At 28.2% G+C, this 20,044-nt stretch carries 18 protein-coding genes; 4 read left to right on the forward strand and 14 right to left on the reverse strand.

Annotation, left to right across the window (positions count from 1 at the left end; all coding sequences use genetic code 11):
* Positions 1-86 precede the first annotated feature (86 nt).
* Complete coding sequence (gene lptB / locus WG945_RS03905) at positions 87-824, forward strand: LPS export ABC transporter ATP-binding protein (RefSeq protein ID WP_068448399.1); 738 nt, start codon at positions 87-89, stop codon at positions 822-824.
* A 13-nt stretch (positions 825-837) separates the two neighbouring features.
* On the opposite strand, the gene WG945_RS03910 is transcribed toward lptB, so the two are convergent.
* Positions 838-2,052: a sensor histidine kinase gene (locus WG945_RS03910; protein ID WP_068448401.1), complete on the reverse strand. Its 1,215-nt coding sequence runs from the start codon at positions 2,050-2,052 to the stop codon at positions 838-840.
* Positions 2,024-2,767 carry a CDP-alcohol phosphatidyltransferase family protein gene (locus WG945_RS03915; protein WP_068448403.1) on the reverse strand — a complete coding sequence of 248 codons (744 nt, stop codon included), beginning with the start codon at positions 2,765-2,767 and terminating at the stop codon, positions 2,024-2,026. Before WG945_RS03915 ends, WG945_RS03910 begins: the two co-directional genes overlap by 29 nt.
* A 167-nt stretch (positions 2,768-2,934) precedes the next feature.
* On the opposite strand from WG945_RS03915, the gene WG945_RS03920 reads away from it, so the two are divergent.
* From WG945_RS03920 to WG945_RS03930, 3 genes are all read left to right on the forward strand, one after another.
* Positions 2,935-3,918: a YheT family hydrolase gene (locus WG945_RS03920; protein WP_068448405.1), complete on the forward strand. Its 984-nt coding sequence runs from the start codon at positions 2,935-2,937 to the stop codon at positions 3,916-3,918.
* A gap of 70 nt (positions 3,919-3,988) precedes the next feature.
* Positions 3,989-5,059, forward strand: a complete 1,071-nt coding sequence (locus WG945_RS03925) for a PorV/PorQ family protein (protein WP_197482054.1) — start codon at positions 3,989-3,991, stop codon at positions 5,057-5,059.
* A 5-nt stretch (positions 5,060-5,064) separates the two neighbouring features.
* A complete protein-coding gene (locus tag WG945_RS03930) occupies positions 5,065-6,246 on the forward strand; it encodes a DUF4105 domain-containing protein (protein ID WP_068448409.1) in 1,182 nt (393 codons plus the stop codon).
* Here WG945_RS03930 and WG945_RS03935 read toward each other — a convergent pair.
* The 12 genes from WG945_RS03935 to WG945_RS03990 form a co-directional block, all read right to left on the reverse strand.
* Positions 6,226-7,608 carry an exopolysaccharide biosynthesis polyprenyl glycosylphosphotransferase gene (locus tag WG945_RS03935; protein WP_068448411.1) on the reverse strand — a complete coding sequence of 461 codons (1,383 nt, stop codon included), beginning with the start codon at positions 7,606-7,608 and terminating at the stop codon, positions 6,226-6,228. The two genes, WG945_RS03930 and WG945_RS03935, sit on opposite strands and share 21 nt — an antisense overlap.
* A gap of 213 nt (positions 7,609-7,821) precedes the next feature.
* The gene (locus tag WG945_RS03940; RefSeq protein WP_068448418.1) at positions 7,822-8,565 is read right to left on the reverse strand and encodes a glycosyltransferase family 2 protein; all 744 of its coding nucleotides are present in this window, start codon (positions 8,563-8,565) and stop codon (positions 7,822-7,824) included.
* On the reverse strand, positions 8,558-9,886 hold the full coding sequence (locus WG945_RS03945; protein ID WP_068448420.1) for a phenylacetate--CoA ligase family protein: 1,329 nt from the start codon (positions 9,884-9,886) through the stop codon (positions 8,558-8,560). The genes WG945_RS03940 and WG945_RS03945 overlap by 8 nt, the downstream gene beginning before the upstream one ends.
* Positions 9,883-10,896: a glycosyltransferase family 4 protein gene (locus tag WG945_RS03950; protein WP_068448423.1), complete on the reverse strand. Its 1,014-nt coding sequence runs from the start codon at positions 10,894-10,896 to the stop codon at positions 9,883-9,885. The genes WG945_RS03945 and WG945_RS03950 overlap by 4 nt, the downstream gene beginning before the upstream one ends.
* The gene (locus tag WG945_RS03955) at positions 10,886-12,229 is read right to left on the reverse strand and encodes an O-antigen ligase family protein (RefSeq protein WP_068448425.1); all 1,344 of its coding nucleotides are present in this window, start codon (positions 12,227-12,229) and stop codon (positions 10,886-10,888) included. Before WG945_RS03955 ends, WG945_RS03950 begins: the two co-directional genes overlap by 11 nt.
* A 1-nt stretch (position 12,230) precedes the next feature.
* Complete coding sequence (locus WG945_RS03960; RefSeq protein ID WP_082864166.1) at positions 12,231-13,313, reverse strand: glycosyltransferase; 1,083 nt, start codon at positions 13,311-13,313, stop codon at positions 12,231-12,233.
* Complete coding sequence (locus WG945_RS03965; RefSeq protein WP_068448427.1) at positions 13,310-14,425, reverse strand: glycosyltransferase; 1,116 nt, start codon at positions 14,423-14,425, stop codon at positions 13,310-13,312. Before WG945_RS03965 ends, WG945_RS03960 begins: the two co-directional genes overlap by 4 nt.
* A 53-nt stretch (positions 14,426-14,478) precedes the next feature.
* Positions 14,479-15,618, reverse strand: a complete 1,140-nt coding sequence (locus WG945_RS03970; protein ID WP_068448429.1) for a glycosyltransferase family 4 protein — start codon at positions 15,616-15,618, stop codon at positions 14,479-14,481.
* Between the two features lie 3 nt (positions 15,619-15,621).
* The gene (locus tag WG945_RS03975; RefSeq protein ID WP_068448431.1) at positions 15,622-17,013 is read right to left on the reverse strand and encodes a hypothetical protein; all 1,392 of its coding nucleotides are present in this window, start codon (positions 17,011-17,013) and stop codon (positions 15,622-15,624) included.
* A 143-nt stretch (positions 17,014-17,156) separates the two neighbouring features.
* On the reverse strand, positions 17,157-17,861 hold the full coding sequence (locus WG945_RS03980; protein WP_068448433.1) for a cytidylyltransferase domain-containing protein: 705 nt from the start codon (positions 17,859-17,861) through the stop codon (positions 17,157-17,159).
* On the reverse strand, positions 17,861-19,018 hold the full coding sequence (neuC, locus tag WG945_RS03985) for a UDP-N-acetylglucosamine 2-epimerase (protein ID WP_068448435.1): 1,158 nt from the start codon (positions 19,016-19,018) through the stop codon (positions 17,861-17,863). The genes WG945_RS03980 and neuC overlap by 1 nt, the downstream gene beginning before the upstream one ends.
* Position 19,019: 1 nt before the next feature.
* On the reverse strand, positions 19,020-20,018 hold the full coding sequence (locus WG945_RS03990; RefSeq protein WP_068448438.1) for an N-acetylneuraminate synthase family protein: 999 nt from the start codon (positions 20,016-20,018) through the stop codon (positions 19,020-19,022).
* Positions 20,019-20,044: the final 26 nt, after the last annotated feature.

Consider the following 20,044-nt stretch of genomic DNA (forward strand, 5'->3'; position numbering starts at 1 on the left):
GATTTAAAAAAACATAATTTGTTACTTTTACATTCACTAATAATTACGCATTTCAACAACTAAATAATTACACATATTTATAAAATATGATTTTAAGAGCAGAAAATATAGAAAAAATTTACGGCAGTAGAAAAGTTGTTACTGGAATTTCTTTAGAAGTAAAGCAAGGTGAAATTATTGGGCTTTTAGGTCCTAATGGAGCTGGAAAAACAACTTCTTTCTATATGATTGTTGGAATGATAAAACCAAATTTTGGTAAAATCTTTTTAAATGATGAAGAGATTACCGAAGATGCCATGTACAAACGTGCTCAAAAAGGAATTGGGTATTTAGCACAAGAAGCCTCTATTTTTAGAAAATTATCGGTAGAAGATAATATTATGTCTGTTTTGCAATTCACAGATTTATCTAAAAAAGAACAAAAAGAAAAGCTAGAATCTTTAATTGAAGAGTTTAATATTGGTCACGTTCGTAAAAATAGAGGAGATTTATTATCTGGAGGAGAAAGACGTAGAACAGAAATTGCACGCTGTTTAGCTTCTGATCCTAAATTTATTTTATTAGATGAACCTTTTGCAGGTGTAGACCCAATTGCAGTAGAAGACATACAAAGTATTGTGGCTCATTTAAAAGATAGAAACATTGGTATTTTAATTACAGATCATGATGTACAAGCAACTTTAGCTATTACAGATAAAACGTATTTAATGTACCAAGGAAGCATCTTAAAAAGTGGAACTCCAGAAGAATTAGCCGCAGATGAAATGGTTAGAAAAGTATATTTAGGAAAAGATTTCGAATTGAAAAAGAGAAAGTTTTTTTAATTTTTAATCCCAATTAATTTTTCTTCTTTTTTAAAATATTAAAATAGAAACAAACTCCTTTTTTATTGTTTTCTCTATGCTTTAAACCAACATTACCTCCAAGTCTTTTTACTCTAGATTGTACTGTTGCTAAACCAATACCTGTATTATTATCATCTGTACTACCTAAAGTTTCAAACATTTCAAAAACTTTTTTAAAGTATTTTTCTTCAATACCAGGGCCATTATCTTCATATATAAAATAATAGCTTTCTAAATCTTCTTTAAAGCTTACCGTAATGATTGATTTTTCTTCGTCAAAAAACTTCCTTGAATTAGAAATCAAATTCTGAAAAACTTGTAGAAGTCCTATTTTAGAACTAAAAAGATCTACGTTTAAATGAGAAGTATCTAAGCGTATCTTATTTTCAAAATCTATATTAGCTATAATACTATCTAAAAATAATTTTAAATTAAAATGTTCAAAAACAATATTTTCACTTGTTACTTTAGAATAATTTAAAATTTCGTTTATCAAAGTATCTATATATACCACTCTATCTGAAATTAAACCAATGTACTCCTCTGCTCCTGTATTTTTAAAAAGCGAAATATGATCTTCTTTTAAAACATCTAATAAAAAACTAACCCCATTTATTGGCGATTTTAAATCATGCGTTAATCGGTAAGCAAAATTATTTAATTGTTCATTTAACTTTTTAACCTCGCTATTAGAAGTAGATAATTCATTGTTTTTTTTTCGAAGCTCTAAAAGTACAACTACTTGTTTTGGTAATAATTTTAAAGAATCTTTTTGATTATCTGTAAGAATCTTTGGTTTGTTATCAATAACGCACAAAGTACCTAAAGGAACCCCTTCTGAACTATTTAACGGAGCGCCTGCATAAAAAATTACATTGGGTGCATTTACCGTTAAAGGGTTATCAAAAAAGCGTTTATCTTTTGATGCGTCATTTATTATAAACAACTCATTGGGATCTAAAATTGCATGTGAACAAAAAGCCACCTCTCTTGGTGTTTCAGTTACGCCTTCTATACCATGTGCAGATTTAAACCATTGTCTATTTTCATCAATAATAGAAACTAAGGCAATTGAAGTATTACAAATAATAGATGCTATTTTTGTAATTGCATCATATTCTTCTTCTGGTAAAGAGTCTAAAATATTATAGTTTTTTAAAACGTCTAACCTTTCTTTTTCATTCTGGGGAATTCTGGCTACTTCCATTAAAAACAATTATTTTTTTAATAAGTGATATTATAATGTACAATATAATAATAAATGGAATGGAAAGAAAATGTAAAGTGTAAATTAAAATTAAAGATGCAAAAAGAAAAGAATATACAATTATGTTCTTTTTAAATGAATAATCTTTAAATTTTAAAGAAAATAAAGGTAATTCTGCATTCATTAAATAGGTTAAAATCAAAGTAACTGCAATTAAAAAGTAGTTACTTGCTATTAACTCCTGAGCAAATGCCACCGTTGAGTATTCTTGAATTAAAGGTAAAGAAATTATAAATAAACTCATTGCAGGTGTTGGTAACCCTATAAAAGAGTCTGATTGTCTTGTATCAATATTAAATTTTGCCAATCTATAACAAGCTCCTAAGGTTAATAACAAACCTAAATAAGGCACGTAACTTTGCTCGTTAAAATCAGTTAAACCAGAATTGTTTGCAATTAATAATTTGTACACAATAATACCTGGTACAACACCACTTGTAACCATATCTGCCAAAGAATCTAATTGTTTACCTAACTCACCAGAAACATGTAATAAACGTGCTGCAAAGCCATCAAAAAAATCAAATAGAATTCCTAAAACAACAAATAGACCTGCGTAAACAAAATCTCCTTCCACAGCAAAAATTGTTGCAACTGTTCCACAAAAAAGATTACCAAGCGTTATTAAATTAGGAATATGTTTCTTTAAATTCATTTTTTAGTTTGATTGAAAAGCTAAAATAAGAAATCAAATTTGGGTGGTTTAAATTATTCTTTATTTTTTTATGATATTTGTAAGTATTTTTATAAAAAATCACAATTCATACTATACAACGAGTAAACCTTTTAATTTCAATTTTTAAAATAGTTTAATTTCAATATATGCCTGTATTTACGTCAGACTTCACTCCTACTTTTCTCTTTAAAAGTGGTCATTTTAATACTATTTACAGATCTGTTTTTACCAAAGAACATTGTAATTATCAACGAAAAAGAATTACTACTTGGGATAAAGATTTTATTGATTTAGACTTTTCTTTAGTGAGCTCTAAAACCTTGGTTTTACTAATTCACGGTTTAGAAGGAAGTTCTCAATCTAAATACATCGTATCTACCACCAAACATTTAAATACAAAAGGATTAGATACTGTTTGTTTTAATTTAAGAGGTTGTTCTGGTCAAGATAATTTACTTTTAGGAACGTATCATAGTGGTAAAACAGAAGATGTAGATTTTGTTGTAAAACATCTTTTAGACCATTATGACTATGAGAATATTATACTAATTGGTTTTAGTTTAGGCGGTAATTTAACCTTAAAATATATAGGTGAACAATCTGAAAATATATCTTCTAAAATAAAAGGAGGAATTACAGTTTCTGTTCCTATTGATATTGCTTCGGGAGAATTTGAACTAGAAAAATTAAAGAACAAATTGTATTTAGAACGGTTTTTAAAAAGCATGAAAATTAAAATTTTAGAAAAAGCAGCAAAATTCCCTGAATTTCATGTGGATAAAGACTTATTGGCAAAGGCTACCCGATTTAAACATTTAGAAAACCTATATACTGTGCCTGTTTTTGGTTTTAAAAGTCCAGAAGATTACTGGGAAAAAGCGAGTGCCAAACCGTATTTATCAAAAATAAAAATACCAACTTTACTCATCAACTCTAAAGATGATACTTTTTTATCCGATAAATGCTTTCCTTTTGAGGAAGCTAATAATTCTAAAAATTTCTTTTTTGAAACTACAAATTATGGCGGTCATTGTGGCTTTATTTCTTCTTTTTACAACGCTAAAAACAACTGGCTAGAACTTAGAATTGAAAGATTTATCAAACAAAATATCCAGATTAATCTATTGTAAACAATATCTTTAAAAAACTACTGTTATTTTAGTATGTTTTTAGATATTTGTTACTGATAATTTTCACTCTTTGAAACAAAAAATATTATTTTTTATACTACTTAGTCCGCTCCTTTTATCTGCACAAGCATTTAGAAGTTACTCTAATGAATTTTTAACAATAGGAGTTGATGCGGCAGGCTTAGGAATGAGTAAAAGTGTTGTTGCTACAACCAATGATGTAAACTCTATTTATTGGAATCCTGCGGGATTAGTAGGTATAGAGGACTATCAAGGATCGTTAATGCATGCTTCTTACTTTGCCGGAATTGCAAATTATAATCACGCTAGTTTTGCAATGCCAATAGACAAAGAAAGTGCCGTTGGAGTTTCTATAATTCGTTTTGGGGTAGATGATATTTTAAATACCACAGAGTTAATTGATAGTGATGGAAATATCGATTATAACAGAATTCAACTATTTTCTTCCGTAGATTATGCTTTTAACTTTGCGTATGCTAGAAATTTAATTTTTAAGGATGTTAAATTTGGTGTAAATGCTAAAATTGTTAGAAGAATTATTGGTGATTTTGCTTCTTCTTACGGATTTGGCTTTGATGCAGGAATTCAGTTTGAACGAAATTCTTGGAAATTTGGATTGATGGCAAGAGATATTACCACTACTTTTAATAGTTGGGCAATTAATGAAGATGAATTTAACAAGATTAAAGACGCCATTCCTGGAGAAAATCAAGATTTACCAGAAACAACAGAAATTACCAAACCTAAATTACAATTAGGAGTGGCTAAAAGTTGGAGAATAGGCCGTATGTTTAATCTACTTTCGGAAGCAAATGCAAATATGCGTTTTACCAAAACCAATGATATATTTTCTTCTGATGTAGTAAGTATAGATCCAGCAATGGGTTTTCAGTTAGATTATGATGAATTAGTTTTCTTAAGAGCTGGTGTTGGTAATTTTCAATACATAACAGAATTCGACAATTCAAAATCACTTTCTATGCAACCCAATTTTGGTGTTGGCTTTAAATACAATGGCATAAAAATAGATTATGCTTTAACAAACATTGGTAGTGTTGGTAATGCATTGTATTCAAATATTTTTTCAATTACAATCGATTATAGTTTTTTTAGACCTTAGTTTTTATGAACAAAAAGTACTTTCTCTTACTATTTTTACTTTCCATATTTTCACCCTTAAAAGCACAACTACAACTTTCTGAGTATGCAGAAGTAAGTATTGTTACTGCAGGACCAGGAGAAGAATTATATGAAGCTTTTGGACATTCTGCCATTAGAATTAAAGATCCCGTTTTAAAATTAGATTTAATTTACAATTACGGAATGTTTGATTTTAATCAGCCTAACTTTTATACAAATTTTGCAAAAGGAAATATGATTTATAGCTTAGCTCGTTATGATTTTAAATACTTTATAGCAAGTTACAGAAGAGACAAACGTTGGTTAAAAGAGCAAGTTTTAAATTTAACACAGCAAGAGAAACAACGCTATTTTAAGTTTTTAGAAAACAATGCTTTGCCAGAAAACAGCAACTATCAATATGATCCTTATTTTGATAATTGCGCTACCAAATTAAGAGATATTACTAAAACTATTTTAGGAGATAAAGTTGTCTTTGACTACAACAACCTAGAAAAAAACCTCACATTTAGACAATTAACAAACAATGAAATTCCTTGGAACTCTTGGGGAACTTTTGGCTTAAATTTAATAGCAGGTACAAAACTAGATGAACAAGCTACTTTTGAGCAATATATGTACTTACCAGACTATGTATATAGTTCTTTTAAAGATGCTACTGTTTATATTAAAAATCAACCTCAAGAATTGGTAAAAAGTGAAATCACACTACTAAACTTTAAAGAAAAAGAAGCTAAAAGCTCCATATATAATCCTTTTTTAATCTTTAGTCTTCTGGCTTTATTGGGAATTTATATTACCTATAAAGACTTTAAAAATAATAAAAGAACAAAGGCTTTAGATTTTATCTTATTTTTTATAACAGGCCTTATTGGTTGTGCTCTGTTTTTCCTTTGGTTTTTCTCAACACACTCAACGGCACCAAATAATTTTAACCTATTATGGGCATTTGCACCTAATGTAGTTATTGCTTTTGTATTGCTAAAAACACATCTACCAGAATGGTTGAAAAGGTATATGCAGCTACTACTAATATTACTAGTAATAATACCTATTCTATGGATTGTAAAAGTTCAGGTTTTTCCAACAGTTGTCATTCCAATATTAATATTCCTTTTAGTGAGATATTACTATTTATCTAAAAGACTATTGACCTTTAAAATATAAGACCGTAGTAAACGTCTTTATAAAAATTTTGAAATCTAAAAAAGCACTACGCTCTTTTATATAATACAAATCGTAACGCAATTTAGTTTCTTGTTCTTCTATTGTATTAGCATACGGATAATTTACTTGAGCCCAACCTGTTAAACCAGGTCTAATAACGTGTCTAATAGCATAAAAAGGGATCTTAGCTTCTAAATCTTTCACAAATTCTGGTCTTTCTGGTCTAGGACCAATTAAACTCATATCCCCTTTTATTATATTAAAAAACTGAGGCATTTCATCTAGTCTAGTACGTCTTAAAAATTTACCAAAAGCAGTAATTCTTGTATCATCCTTTTTAGCCCAAACAGCACCTCCTTTTTCTGCATCCTTAATCATAGACCTCAACTTAAAAATCCTAAAAACTTTACCATTTTCTCCAACTCGTAATTGAGTATAAAATAAAGGGCCTCTATTGGCCATAACATTACCTATAAAAATTAATGGAATAACACATAAAAAACATAAAGCTCCAATAACTGATAATAAAATATCTACAAACCTTAAACCAAAAAGATAAAAATTATTAGAATTATTCTTACTAAAATTGATATGTCTATAAAAATTATGATCTAAATATTCTCTAGGAATTCTAACATTTACATTTTCATAAAAAGTTTCATAACTTACAATATTAACGCCTTGTTCAAATAATACAATAAGCTCTTTCTTTAAACGGTTTACGACTTCTTCAGAAAGGTCTCTTTTAGAAACAACTACTTCTGTAATAGAATTGTCTGCCAAAATTGAAGCTATTGTAGTTTTAGAAATGTCTATAAAACCATTAATTCCTTTAATTTCTTTATCAGATAAATAAGCAGAAACATCATGATAAGAATCATTATATACTTGAGTAAGTAATTTTTTAATTCTTTCTGAATTACCAACAAAAACGATAGACTTAAAATATTTTGGAGAAAATATTAATGATATATATATAAATCTCCAAAGTAAAATAGGTATAAAAGATAGCAAGAAAAAATAAAATATTTGCAATCTATTGGAAGGTAATACTGGAGAAAAATAAGGAGTAAAAATATAGAGAATGGTAGTTGCAAATACAGTTAGTATTGTTGCTCTTACAGTTAAGTATTTATTATTTGAAACATCTAAACCATACAGTTGAAAAATTTGACCAAAAATTAAAAAATAAAAGACTAACAATACTATTTTAGTATTAATGGCATCATTTGAAAAATTGATATATGTAAAATTAATAAATAATGATGCTAAATACAAACTAGATACTAGAATAACAACATCTATTATTCTTAAAAAAAGCTTTCTTTCGGATACGTTAAAGTATGATATTTTTCCTGACAAATGATGTTCTTTTATTTAAACGAATTCAATTACTTAATAATTATTGAAGAAAATCATTAAAAAAATTATTTAGAGAATACCGCAAATCTATAAAAAAGAATACTAATAAATAAGTAAGTAATTTAAAATTATTCATAAAAATTGCTGTGTTTTTTTTAACTATTCAATATTAAATCTCGATGTAACTATTTAAAGATACTAAGTATTTCATATTTATTTAAACAATTTATTTATAACATTACACATTGTGTAAAAACTAGATTGAAGATAAGACAGTTTTTCTATATTTTTGTACAAATTCCAATTCCATTTAAGCATTTCTACTTTATTGTTTGAAATAGACTGACTACGATCTCTATATTGAGCAAGAACTTCTAAAATACCAAAGGCATGTTTTTCAACTTTTAAAATTTTTAACCACAAACCATAATCTTGTCTTTTTCTAATATTAGGCATATAAACCTTACCTAATACATCCTGATTATACATCGCAGTTAAACACCCAATTTCATTGGAATACAACATTCTCTTATAATCTAGCTTAATTTTACAATTAATAATTTTACCTGTTTTATCACCTTCTTCATTTATTATTTCATACGAAGTGTAACTTAATGCAAAATTATTGGATAACATAAAATTTAATTGAAATTCTAATTTTTTTGGCAACCATAAATCATCACTATCTAAAAAAGCTATAAAATTTCCATTTGCTAAAGAAATTGCTTTATTTCTAGCAACTGCTGCTCCCGAATTACATTTTAATCTATGTAATTTAATTCTTGTATCACTTTTACAAAAAGAATTAATAATATTAATGCTAGAATCAGTAGAAAGATCATCAACAATAATCATTTCCCAATTTTCATAGGATTGATTTATTACACTTTTAATTGTTTGAGTAATAAATTTCTCAGAATTAAAATTAGGTGTAATAATTGACACTAAATTATTCATTCTTTAGTGATTTTATATGTGATTCTACAATTTGTGGCTTTCCGGACTTAGTTGCCTTTATTTCTAAAACTTCTTTAAAATAAATTTTAAAATTAAAATCAAGAATTATAGCCTGAAGTTTTTTCAATATCTTATCAAGTACTTCTGTTTGATAATTCTTCCCTTTGACATATTCAATAGTAATTCCTAAATTATTATACTGTATGACTTTAAATTGCTTTATTTCTTCAAAATATTCAAATATGCCCGTAAATGAGTGAACTATAAGTTTCCTATTATCTGGTAAAATCACAACATCTGTATCTCTACCAATTACTTTTTTTAATAAGGGGTAGTCTAATTTTCTACTTGTAGGGTATTCTTCTTTCGGTAATTTAATCGCCAAATCACCAATTTTATACCTAATTAACGGCATTGCTGAATTATCTAATCTTGTAACAACAACATAACCAATTTCTCCATCTTCAACAGGTCTATTATTTTCATCTAATAATTCAAGATATACTTGAGCTGAATTAATGTATAAATAATCTAAATCATATTGACATGCAATAAGAAATCCTTCTGAAGATCCATAAGTTTCTATTATATTTGAATTAAAAGCTTTTTTTATGTTTTTTTTATAGTGAGAAAAGAGTTTGTCTCCTAAACTAATAACACTGTTAAACTCTATAGGTATTCCTTTATCTATAGCGAATTCTGCTAAAATATTTAAAGATGAGGCATAACCTAATAAATAGTAATTTTTATCCTTAACTTTATTCAATATTTTATACATCTGTTCTTCTGACAAAGCAAAAGCACTAACATATAATGTTTTAAATAGTACATCTTTAATACCTTTTAAAGCTTTTCTGTTTGGAGTCATTCCTGTTTGTAATAAGTTATCTCCAATTTTATAACCTCCCCATTCCCACCATCTAGTATTACCTGCTCTAAAAGAAGATAAGTCTTCATTATTCATGTAAATTTCTGCCCTAATACCTGATGATCCACTTGTTGAAAATTTATGAAGTCCTTTTTTATCTTCAGTTAAAAGATTATCTATATTTTCATTTAATTTCTTTTTTGTGAGTATAGGAAATTCCTTTAACCAAATATAAGGATCATCACCTTCAAATTTAATTTGCTCATAAAGTTTTAGTTTTTTATTAGCTAACTCTAGTACTCTTTGTAAACTTTTCTTTTGAACTTTATTTATATCTTTTAACGATAAGCTATCAATACTCCTCCAGTACTTTAGCCTTTTAATATAAGTAGTTTTTAAAAAAAAATCACCTATAGGAAGAATGATACTTTCAATTAATTTATTATAGATCATCTTAAAACTTTAAACCATTTATCTTTATTATTATCCCAACTGAACCTTTCAACTTTACTTCTAGCTATAACTGCTAAATTTGGATATGTATTATTAAGAATAGTAATAATCGCATCAGCCATTTCCTTTGCATTCGATTTAAAAACTAATAATCCATCAATTTTATCATCTATTAAAAAAGGAATTCCACCAACATTCGTAGTAACTATAGGCAACCCTAAAGCCATTGCTTCCATTACACTTACAGGTGTATTATCAAAGTTTGTTGTATTTATAAAAACGTCAAATTCTTGAGATTTTTTATGCCAATCTTCCTTTAAAAGAACCCCTGTAAATTCTACAGAATTTTCTAATTTTAATTCTGATACTAATTTTACACAGTCTGTATAACTAGTATCTACAAAAGGTCCCACCATGCAAAGTTTAGCTTTAGGATATTCTTTCTTTAATACATCTAAAACTTTAATAGCTAATGTAGGATTGTAAATTTCTTTAAAAGCTCTTACCCAAAACAATTTAGGTTCTAAAGATCTTCTTAACTTAAAGTTATAATTTTCGATTTCTACAATATTCGGAATAAACATGGTTTCATAGCCTTTTTTTTCAAAAGCTGATTTTAAATAATTTGAAGGTGCAATATTCTTATAAGAGTTTTTAAAGATCAAATCACAAAATAATGGATTTTTATCTAGCCTAATCGGTAAATTACCTCCATGTAAAATGGGAATGTATTTTAATTTAAAAAGCCTTGATAATTGAGAAATAATTAATGCATAATAAAAATTTATGGTACTAAAAGTATCAATTAAAACATAATCGGTCTTTCTAATATTTTTCAATAAAGAAAAACACATATCTATTAATCTTACTAATTTATTTGTTTTATCCGATGACACGGTAACTAAAAAACCTTCCTGTCTTAATAAACTAGATAAAACCATTAATGTAGAGTTATATTTAGTCTTTTTAGTTAAGTTATTACCAATATAAAGAATCTTCTTATCCCTCATCAATTAAATCATTTTCAATATTTGTAATTCTTATCAAACTTAAAGCATACATAAAACCTGGTAAAGCAACACGCATTGCAGAGTGATTAATTGTTAAAAACCACATCATATAAAACATTATTATAAACCCTTTTTGAAAATTATTTGCTTGAAAAAAATTAAGCAATGGCACTAGTAATAACAATAATAACAAAACAAAACCAATTATACCATGTTCTTCTACTAATCTCCCTACCTCATTATGAGATGCTGCTGTAATTCTTTCATTAGATTTTATTCTTTCATATTTTCCATTCCCTACTCCAATACCCAAAGGGTTTTCATAAAAATTAGTAAACTGAAACAATAATAAATCTCCTCTACCAGCAGAAATATCTTCCTTTTGTTTTCCTGCTGCATTTTTACCTGTGTATCTATTGTCTAACATTCCTCCAGTAATATTAGAAGTGTACAGCCAAATTGCAACAATAAAGAAACTTAAAACTAAAACATATTTAACAAGTATTTGAAAGTTTATTTTTTTATATAAAATAATAAAAAATGAAAAAAACACAAAGGATATAACCGCCGTAAATAGACCTCCTCTAGAAAATGTTAATAAACCTCTATAAGAAAAGTAAATTAAAAAAAATGCATCTAAATAGATATACCCAGATAATTTTTCTTTAAATAATAAAAAAACAGCTATTATAAGCATACCTAAGCCAATAGCTGTAGCTACTTGGTTTGGTCCAAAACCACCTGAAGTTGAAAAATTTGCAGCAGTATTAAAAACAATTTCTTTTAAATCTGGGGTTCTAAAATACAGATAAGCCACCATTGAAAACAAAGGTAATAGCATAAAAAACAGCGCATCCATTAACTTTTGTTTGCTTATAGGTCTATAATAAAAATACATAGCACAAACCCCTAATATAATAGGACCACTTAAATTAAATATAATATTTTTACGTAAAGACTCTCCTTCTGGCACTTGTGTAAAAACAATACCTAATAATAAAAGTAATATATAAAATAGATAATGGACAGAAAATTTTTGTTTAAAAGGACCAAAAAATATGCCCAATAATAAAAATAGTGCTACACCATATTTACCCGTTTCATAGAGAATAGTTCCATGAATCATTCTTATAAAAATTTCTGCACCTGCAATATAGGAAGCAAATAAAAATGCTTCTTCGTTTCTATTATTGGCACTAACAACTAATATTATAGGGAGAACCATACATACCACACCATAAACTTTCGGAAAAACGGGCAGCGTTCCTAAAAAACCGATAAGAATATGAATACCTATTAGTTTTAATTTATTATTTAAAATATATTGAATCAAATTATATCGTATAATTTTTTATTAATTGATTTATAAAACTTTTTTGAGAGTAAAAATTATTTACATTTTTAGAATGTAACTCTCCATATTTTTTTCTCTTTTCTTCAGAGTTAATTAATTCTTCTAATGCAATTTTTAATTCTAAACTATTTTCTTTTTCTACAACAATTCCCGATATTCCTTGCTCAATAACATTTCTACACTCGCCAACATCAGTTACAATAACCGGTAATTTAGCCAATCCATATTCTAAAAGAGCCAAAGGTAGACCTTCTGATTTTGAAGACAAAACTCCAATAGAACATTGTTCTAAAATGTGTTTAATATCTGACTGTATTCCATAAAAATAAACACAATCGTTTAATGACATTTTTTTAACAAAATTTATGATTTCTTCTGAATAATTATCTTCATATGGTTTACCTACAAAGTGTAAAGTCCAACCTTTATTCTCAGCTACAACTAATTTAAAGGCTTTTAATAAATTTAAATGATCTTTTTCAGGCCTAAATGCCGCCAAACAAACTATTCTTTTTCCTTTTTCACCCTTTAAAAAAGTTTTGTCATTCTCATTTTTAAAAAAGGGAAAGTTATTTAAAAAAACAGAATTTCTTGAATTTAATTTTGCTGTAGACCATACGTTTAAAGGTTTATTTACATTTATTATTGTTTCAAAATAAAAACTAGTAATTTTTAATATATATAATTTCAGACCTTTAAGATTTATATTATCTCCTGTATGATTATGCCATACAATCTTTATTTCAGCATAAAACAAGCGAACAATAAATGCCATAAAAAAGGAATTTGTATGTGCATGTATAATTTCAATTTTTTCATGTTTACAAAAAGAAATCAATTGTTGAAAAGCTTTTATATCTAATGTCTTTTTTCTTTTTAAAAATAGATATTTTGCAGGATCTAAATCTATCTTTTCTTTTAAAACCCCTTCTTCTCTTGTAGCACACAGATAGGATTCTATTGACTTCTTTTTCGATAGTGCATTTGCAATATTAACAGCCAATACTTCTGCTCCACCTACACTTAGAGAATCTATCAATTGTAACACTTTTATTTTTTTCATATCAATTTAGATATTTCCTTTTCAAACGTATCCAATGTGTATTTTTGAGACCAGTTTTTAGCTTTTTCTATATGCTCAGTATATTTCTCAAAATTATCTAAATATTCTTGAATTGTCTTTGTTATTTCTTCAATATTATTACTAACAATACTTCCTCTATTGCCGTTATCTAACATATATGGAATGCAGGATACTTTTGTAGAAATAGTCAAACAAGACCAAAACATAGCTTCTGCCACAACTTTTGGCCAGCCTTCAGATTTTGAAATAAATATTAAAAATTGACTTTCTTGAAATGCTAATTTTACTTTTTCTTTGGGTTGATTTCCTTTTAAAAGTACAATATCTGTAAGCTTATTTTTTTTGACATAAGTCTCTACTTCTAAAAACTCCGTTCCATCTCCAAACATTGACAATTCTACTTGATATCCTTTTTTAAACAACTCCTCAACTGTTTTAACACTTATTATAGGTTGCTTCCCTTTAGTAAAAGCACCTACATATATAAACCTAATTTTTTCTTTAAATGTTTTAACGGGCAATTGAATGATTTCTTTTTCTCTATAAGATGCCGTAAAAAAGGGAACTATATTTTTTGTTTGATTTTCCCATTCACCATACACTAAAACTTTGCAATTTTTAGTAAAAAAAGTATTTGATAACAACCTTTTTTGGAAACGATAGCTCAAAGGTTGATTTGTATCATTAGGATCCCAATTACCAGCATATTTAACCGTTTTAGGTTTTGATGGAAATAATACCTGTACCAAGGCACCTAACAGACCTATGTTTCCTGGACATCTTAAATGAATATGATCTGCCCATTGCATTGCTTTGTATATTTTAATTAGAATAATTGGAATTTTGAATACAGTAGAAACAATATCTTTAAGGGTTAATAGGTTGATATTTGGAATAGGGATTAACGTTATTTTATTTCCAATAAAAGAAGTTTCAATCTTAGAAATTTCCACTTCAGAAATTGGTGAAATAATTTTTGTTTCATCAACATTATTCAACCATAAATTCATTTCTCTCACATAAGGTTCATAGGAAAATATTTGATTTTCCTTTTTTTTATGAATTGCATGAGTAATTATTGAAAATTTCATTAGTTATAGTTAGCTATTTATATGATATTCATATTTTTTGTATGAGTATAACATTATTGTATTTTTTTATAAAATTGAATATTCTTAGCAATAATAGCTTCTGTAGAAAACATCGTTAATACATATTTTCTAGCATCTTGTCTTAATTGTAAGTTATTTTTATCTACAGATAACAAATTTACAATTTTCTCACTCATATCACTTCTATCATTGGGGTCAAACAAAGAAACAACATTGCTATTACCAACAATCTCTTTAAAAGGTGCAATGGTACTTGCTGCAACTAATTTTCCCATGACCATACCTTCAATCAATGTCAAACCAAAAGATTCTGCAAAAGAGGGATAAATACAAACATGTGCACTTTCTATATGCTTCGGTAAATCATGATAAGGCAAACCTCCAGTAAATTTAATTTTACCCTCTAAACCTTTCCCTTTAATTACAGCTGTTTTTAAAAATTCTATATAAGAAGTACCTTCTTTAGAAAACCAATCTCTACCTATAATTTCTAAAGTGGTTTTAGGGTATTTTTTTAAAATGAAAGGCAATGTTTCAATCAATTGCTTTATTCCTTTTTTTTCACAGACTGTACCTACAAATAACAGTTTATATGAGGTTTCTTTTGTAACATCACTCTCATAAAAATTGTTAAGATTGATACCATTGTGTATAGTTGTATATTCAAATTTAAGATTTAAATATTTCTGTGTTTGATAACCTACATAATCTGTTACGGCTATAAAATGATCTGTATTTTTTAAAGATTTTTTTTCTTGAAAACCTCTCCATAAAGCTGGTTTTTTATCTAATTCGATGGCAAAAAAATGATGCCCTCCATGTAAACGAATTACTTTTTTATAGGAAGTAATTCTCGGAAAAAATGCAAAATTCAATTCACTCCCTTCTACGATATCAATTTTTTTTATCGAATTTAAAGTCTCTATTTTTTTTAGAATACGTTTTGTATTGTCATAAAACTTAGCAAATTTCCAAGACGATTTTGACAAACGATATATTGCTACTCCCTGGTCATTTTCACTCTCATCAGTCATGGTATTATTGATTCCGATAACCGAAACACGAATCCCTAGATTAACTAATCTTCTACCAATAAATTGAACAAATGAACCAATACCTCCACCATCAACTCCTTTTTTTGGATATTCACCTGTCAAATAGACAATATGCATATGTTATTGAATTAATAAATTACTAATATTTTTAGATGCATTTTCTCTTTCGTTAGAAATGGTATCTACCCATTTTTGTCCATCTATAATTTCTTTAGAATTTTTATTACTATTGAAAGCATGATCTAATGTCTCTATAATTGATTCTTTACTATTGAGCCAAAAAACAGGTTTTAAACCCTCCATACTTCTAAAATGTTGAAATTTATAGATTGTATCTACCGACCATTTTTTTGCATGTGGCACATCGTAATTGATATAAATTGCTGGTTTTTGATACATGGCAAAATCATGAGCCATCGTTGACCCAACATTTAAAACAACATCGCAATGTTTTACCGTGTTTATTAACAAAGCAACATCTTCAAATTTTGGATATACCAAAGTCCAATTTTGTTTGTTGTTTTTATCAAAATTCCAAAGAGGATCCGCAACTTTTATAATTTTAGGATATTTTTTCACAATCGAATCAAATCTTCCTGTTAAATCTACCGGACATCTTCTTAAAAGCACTTGAGCTTGTTTATCTTCAGGTAACTGATGAATACTGGAAGCCAAGTCATATAAATAATCTGGATCATAGGGTGATGTTCTTGTATCATCTCCTGAATAACAAATTATTTTCTTTGAAGCATCTAATGCAAACTGATTGCAAAATTCTTCTTTCGATTGCAACAACTCTTTATTAGCATAAAACTCAAATTGAGGTGTCCCAGTAATTATAATTTTTTCTTGAGAAATTTCAGGATAAAACAATTTCATTTCATCTTTCATATGCTCAGACCAAACAACATAAGAATCTGTTCTAACGGTTAATTTTGCTTTCGGAATATTATCCCAAGAAAAAATAGCACCAATAGTTTTTATATTATTCTTTTTAGCAGAAGCAATAATTGGTGCTGCTTTAATAACTCTTTGATGTGTATTAAAAATAACATCAATATTTAAATCTCTTAGCAAATGTCCGTAAGCATCATCCGAAAACGAATTTTCATACAATTTTTCTAATTGTAAAATACTGGCATATTTCTTAAATCCTAAAAAGCTTATCAATTCTAAAACAAAATAAAATACCTTTTGAAAAAATTTCTTTTTTATAGGTTTCCAATTGTTTCGTAAAGAAGTATTGTTCGTTAATTTTATATTGAATTTTATCCTTGCTAAAGAGATCAATTCTCTTAAAAATTTTTGTTCAACCGTTTCCTTATGCTGAGGAATTTTATGGCTAATAAATTTATAATGATGGTGTTTCTCTATTTCTTCAATTGCTTGATCAGAAAGATCATGAAGTAAAATAGGTTCAACACCTTTCTCTATCAATTCTTTTAAAACATCAGAATATAAATAATTCCGTATCCCTACTCCATCAGCCAATAAAAAAGCAACACTTTTCATATTTTGAAAACTATTTTTATTTACAATCAATCTTTATTCTATTTACAATCTGTTCTATGCTTTAAGAAAATTTTAGGAACATTTTTTTCTAAAAACATCTTTTATTTATTTTCTCAATAGTTGAAATCTCTATCCATTAAAATTTATCTGCCCCAGAATTTTTTATTAATTATTTGCTCTGCTTTTTGCCAATCTTCTAACGTATCTATATTTACATAAAATTCTTTAGGAGATTCGATATGAGAAATTGTTTTTCCATATAACGAGTTCTGCTCTTTTAAAACCGAAGTTTTTGTTAGATACAAACTACCATCTCTATGATATGCTTTTGGCAAATTTTGGCGTCTTGTTATAATTTCTTCTTCTCCAGTCGCAATTTTTAAATGCTGATTTTCATCTAATTCAAATGTCCAATGCGGATTGTATTCATGAGGAACTTCTAATACTGAAACTAAAGAATCTGTATCTTTCTCTATAAATTGTTGAATTGCTAAATCTAAAAAAGCAACCGTTCTAAACGGACTTGTAACTTGTAACAAACAAACGGCATCAAAACACTCCCCTTTCGATTCTAAATACTCTAAAGCATGAAGAATTACGGGTAATGTAGGTGATTTGTCGTTTGCTAAATTTGCAGGCCTTTTAAACGGAACTGTTAAACCAATTTGTTCAGCAACAGCTATAATGGCATCATCATCAGTACTAACAATCACTTTTGACAATAGATTTGATTGCAAAGCAATTTCTGCTGTATATTGAATTAAATACCTGCCTCCCAGTATTTTAATATTTTTTCCAGGAACACCTTTTGAACCTCCTCTTGCTGGTATCAATCCTAAAATCCTCATTAATATTGAATTGTTTTATGAAACGGAATTTCTGTATTTGCTAAAATTTCTGCTATTTTTTCTCCTGATTTTCCATCTCCATAAATAGAAGATGACGTAATGTTTTCACATGCAATTCTTTCTTTTATAGCTTCTAAAATGGCTTTTTTATCATACTGAGTATCCGTAACATTATTTCCTCTTTGTCTTCTGTTTTGTCTTGTACCGATATTTACAACAGGAACACCTAAATAAGAGCATTCACGAATTCCAACACTCGAATTCCCTATCAAACACTTACTATTTGCTAAAAGCAGCAAAAAGTCATTGGGTTCCATATTTTTAAAAAAGTGAATGTTTTTTGGTTTTTTTCTTTCTCTAAAACTTCTAATTCCGCTTGAAGTACCATCTGCACCAGCATCTACATTTGGCCAAAACCAAAAGGTTGGAATATCTAATTCATAAACAGCTTCTAATGTTTTTTCAACATCTTTTCTAGCCGATTCGTATTCTGTAGTTACGGGATGTTGCATCACCACCAAATATCCTTTTTCCCAATCTATTTTTTCTCCTACGCCTCCATATTTTTGAATCGGATCAAAATATAATTTTGAATTTACTTTTATTTCGTGTGCCAAATCTATAGATGGACAACCGGTGTTAAAAACCATTGTTGGATTTTCTCCCATCTTCAGAACTCTTTCTTTTGCATCCTCAGAAGCGACTAAATGTAAATCTGCTAATTTTGTGTTGGCATGACGTACTTTTTCGTCAATATTTCCAGTAACCTCCCCCCCTTGTATGTGAATTAAAGGAATGTTTTGATATGAAGCAGCAATACTTGTAGCAATCGTTTCAAATCGATCTGCAATGGTAATTACGGCATCTGGTTGCAATTTATAAAATACATTTGCCAACTCCATAACTCCCAGTCCTGTCGTTTTTGCCATAGATGTTGGGTTTTCACCTTCCAAAACCATAAATACTTTTTCAGCAATTTCAAAACCATCTTTTTCAATAAACTCAACTGCATTTCCGTAACGTCCCAACAATGCTGAACCAGCAATTACTAATTGCAACTCTAATTTAGGATGTTTTTTGATTGCGGTTAAAGCCGTTTTTATTCTACTATAAGAAGGACGAGCTGTAACAACAACACATATCTTTTTTACTGGCATATTAATCTATTAAATCTTTATAATTTAAAAAACTCCATTGAGTTAAATCTTTATTGAGTTTTTTGCCTATTATATTTTCATATTCACTTGCTAAAATACCATATCCTTTTGGCTTTTTTGTCTCTAAATCTGAAAAAGTTAATATATGCCCCACCTTTAAATTTTTATTAACGGCTAACGATTTTTCAAAAATTTGTTTCAATTCTGCAAACTGTGAATTGTTTTTTTTATCAACCGGATGACTTAAAGCTATTTGAATGTTATTTACCGCTTCTACCAATTGAGAAGTTTCTTTAAATGTTAACGATGATTTTGCATCAGGACCAAACATTTCTTTATCAAAAACCACATGAAATTCTAAGATTTCTGCACCTAATGCTGTTGCAGCGATACAAGATTCTATAGAAGATGAATGATCTGAAAAACCAACAGGCACCTTGTATCTGTTTTTCAGCTCTTGAATTACATTCAATCCGTATTGTTTTGGTGCTGTTGGATATGCTGTAGTACATTGTAAAATGGAATAGTCTACTTTTCTATTTTTTAAAAAAGCGACTGTTTTGTCTAATTCTTCAAAAGAGCTCATACCCGATGAAATAATGACAGGTTTTCTTGTTTGGGCAATTTTTTCTAATAACACAAAATTATTGACTTCTCCTGAACCTACTTTATAACGCTCTACACCTACTTCTTCTAATAAATCTACCGCAGCATTGCTAAAAGGAGAACTCATAAATTCAATTCCTTTTTCATCACAGTGCTCTTTCAATCCTTTCCATTGCGTTAGCGTAAATTCCATTCGTTTCCAATACGCTATACGCGTCGCGTCTTGTTTTGAAAATTGTACTCGAAAAGGTTCAAATTCGCTGCTCTCTGCTTCTGCAATGTGGGTTTGAAATTTGATAGCACTACAACCAGATTTGGCTACAGCATCTATATAAGCATGTGCCATTCCTAAACTTCCATCGTGTGCCTGACCTATTTCTGCTATGATATTCATTACTACTTGTTTTTAAAGTTTTCAGA

Source organism: Polaribacter atrinae (genome assembly GCF_038023995.1).
Lineage (GTDB): Bacteria > Bacteroidota > Bacteroidia > Flavobacteriales > Flavobacteriaceae > Polaribacter > Polaribacter atrinae.

What these genes read in the sequence shown, in the direction of transcription:
- WG945_RS03970 (WP_068448429.1), bottom strand. Translation starts at nt 15,618, where the DNA reads ATGCATATTGTCTATTTGACAGGTGAATATCCAAAAAAAGGAGTTGAT.
- WG945_RS03920 (WP_068448405.1), top strand. Translation starts at nt 2,935, where the DNA reads ATGCCTGTATTTACGTCAGACTTCACTCCTACTTTTCTCTTTAAAAGT.
- WG945_RS03960 (WP_082864166.1), bottom strand. Translation starts at nt 13,313, where the DNA reads ATGAAAAAAATAAAAGTGTTACAATTGATAGATTCTCTAAGTGTAGGT.
- WG945_RS03915 (WP_068448403.1), bottom strand. Translation starts at nt 2,767, where the DNA reads ATGAATTTAAAGAAACATATTCCTAATTTAATAACGCTTGGTAATCTT.
- neuC (WP_068448435.1), bottom strand. Translation starts at nt 19,018, where the DNA reads ATGCCAGTAAAAAAGATATGTGTTGTTGTTACAGCTCGTCCTTCTTAT.
- WG945_RS03930 (WP_068448409.1), top strand. Translation starts at nt 5,065, where the DNA reads ATGAACAAAAAGTACTTTCTCTTACTATTTTTACTTTCCATATTTTCA.
- WG945_RS03980 (WP_068448433.1), bottom strand. Translation starts at nt 17,861, where the DNA reads ATGAGGATTTTAGGATTGATACCAGCAAGAGGAGGTTCAAAAGGTGTT.
- WG945_RS03940 (WP_068448418.1), bottom strand. Translation starts at nt 8,565, where the DNA reads ATGAATAATTTAGTGTCAATTATTACACCTAATTTTAATTCTGAGAAA.
- WG945_RS03910 (WP_068448401.1), bottom strand. Translation starts at nt 2,052, where the DNA reads ATGGAAGTAGCCAGAATTCCCCAGAATGAAAAAGAAAGGTTAGACGTT.
- WG945_RS03945 (WP_068448420.1), bottom strand. Translation starts at nt 9,886, where the DNA reads ATGATCTATAATAAATTAATTGAAAGTATCATTCTTCCTATAGGTGAT.
- WG945_RS03990 (WP_068448438.1), bottom strand. Translation starts at nt 20,018, where the DNA reads ATGAATATCATAGCAGAAATAGGTCAGGCACACGATGGAAGTTTAGGA.
- lptB (WP_068448399.1), top strand. Translation starts at nt 87, where the DNA reads ATGATTTTAAGAGCAGAAAATATAGAAAAAATTTACGGCAGTAGAAAA.
- WG945_RS03965 (WP_068448427.1), bottom strand. Translation starts at nt 14,425, where the DNA reads ATGAAATTTTCAATAATTACTCATGCAATTCATAAAAAAAAGGAAAAT.
- WG945_RS03975 (WP_068448431.1), bottom strand. Translation starts at nt 17,013, where the DNA reads ATGAAAAGTGTTGCTTTTTTATTGGCTGATGGAGTAGGGATACGGAAT.
- WG945_RS03950 (WP_068448423.1), bottom strand. Translation starts at nt 10,896, where the DNA reads ATGAGGGATAAGAAGATTCTTTATATTGGTAATAACTTAACTAAAAAG.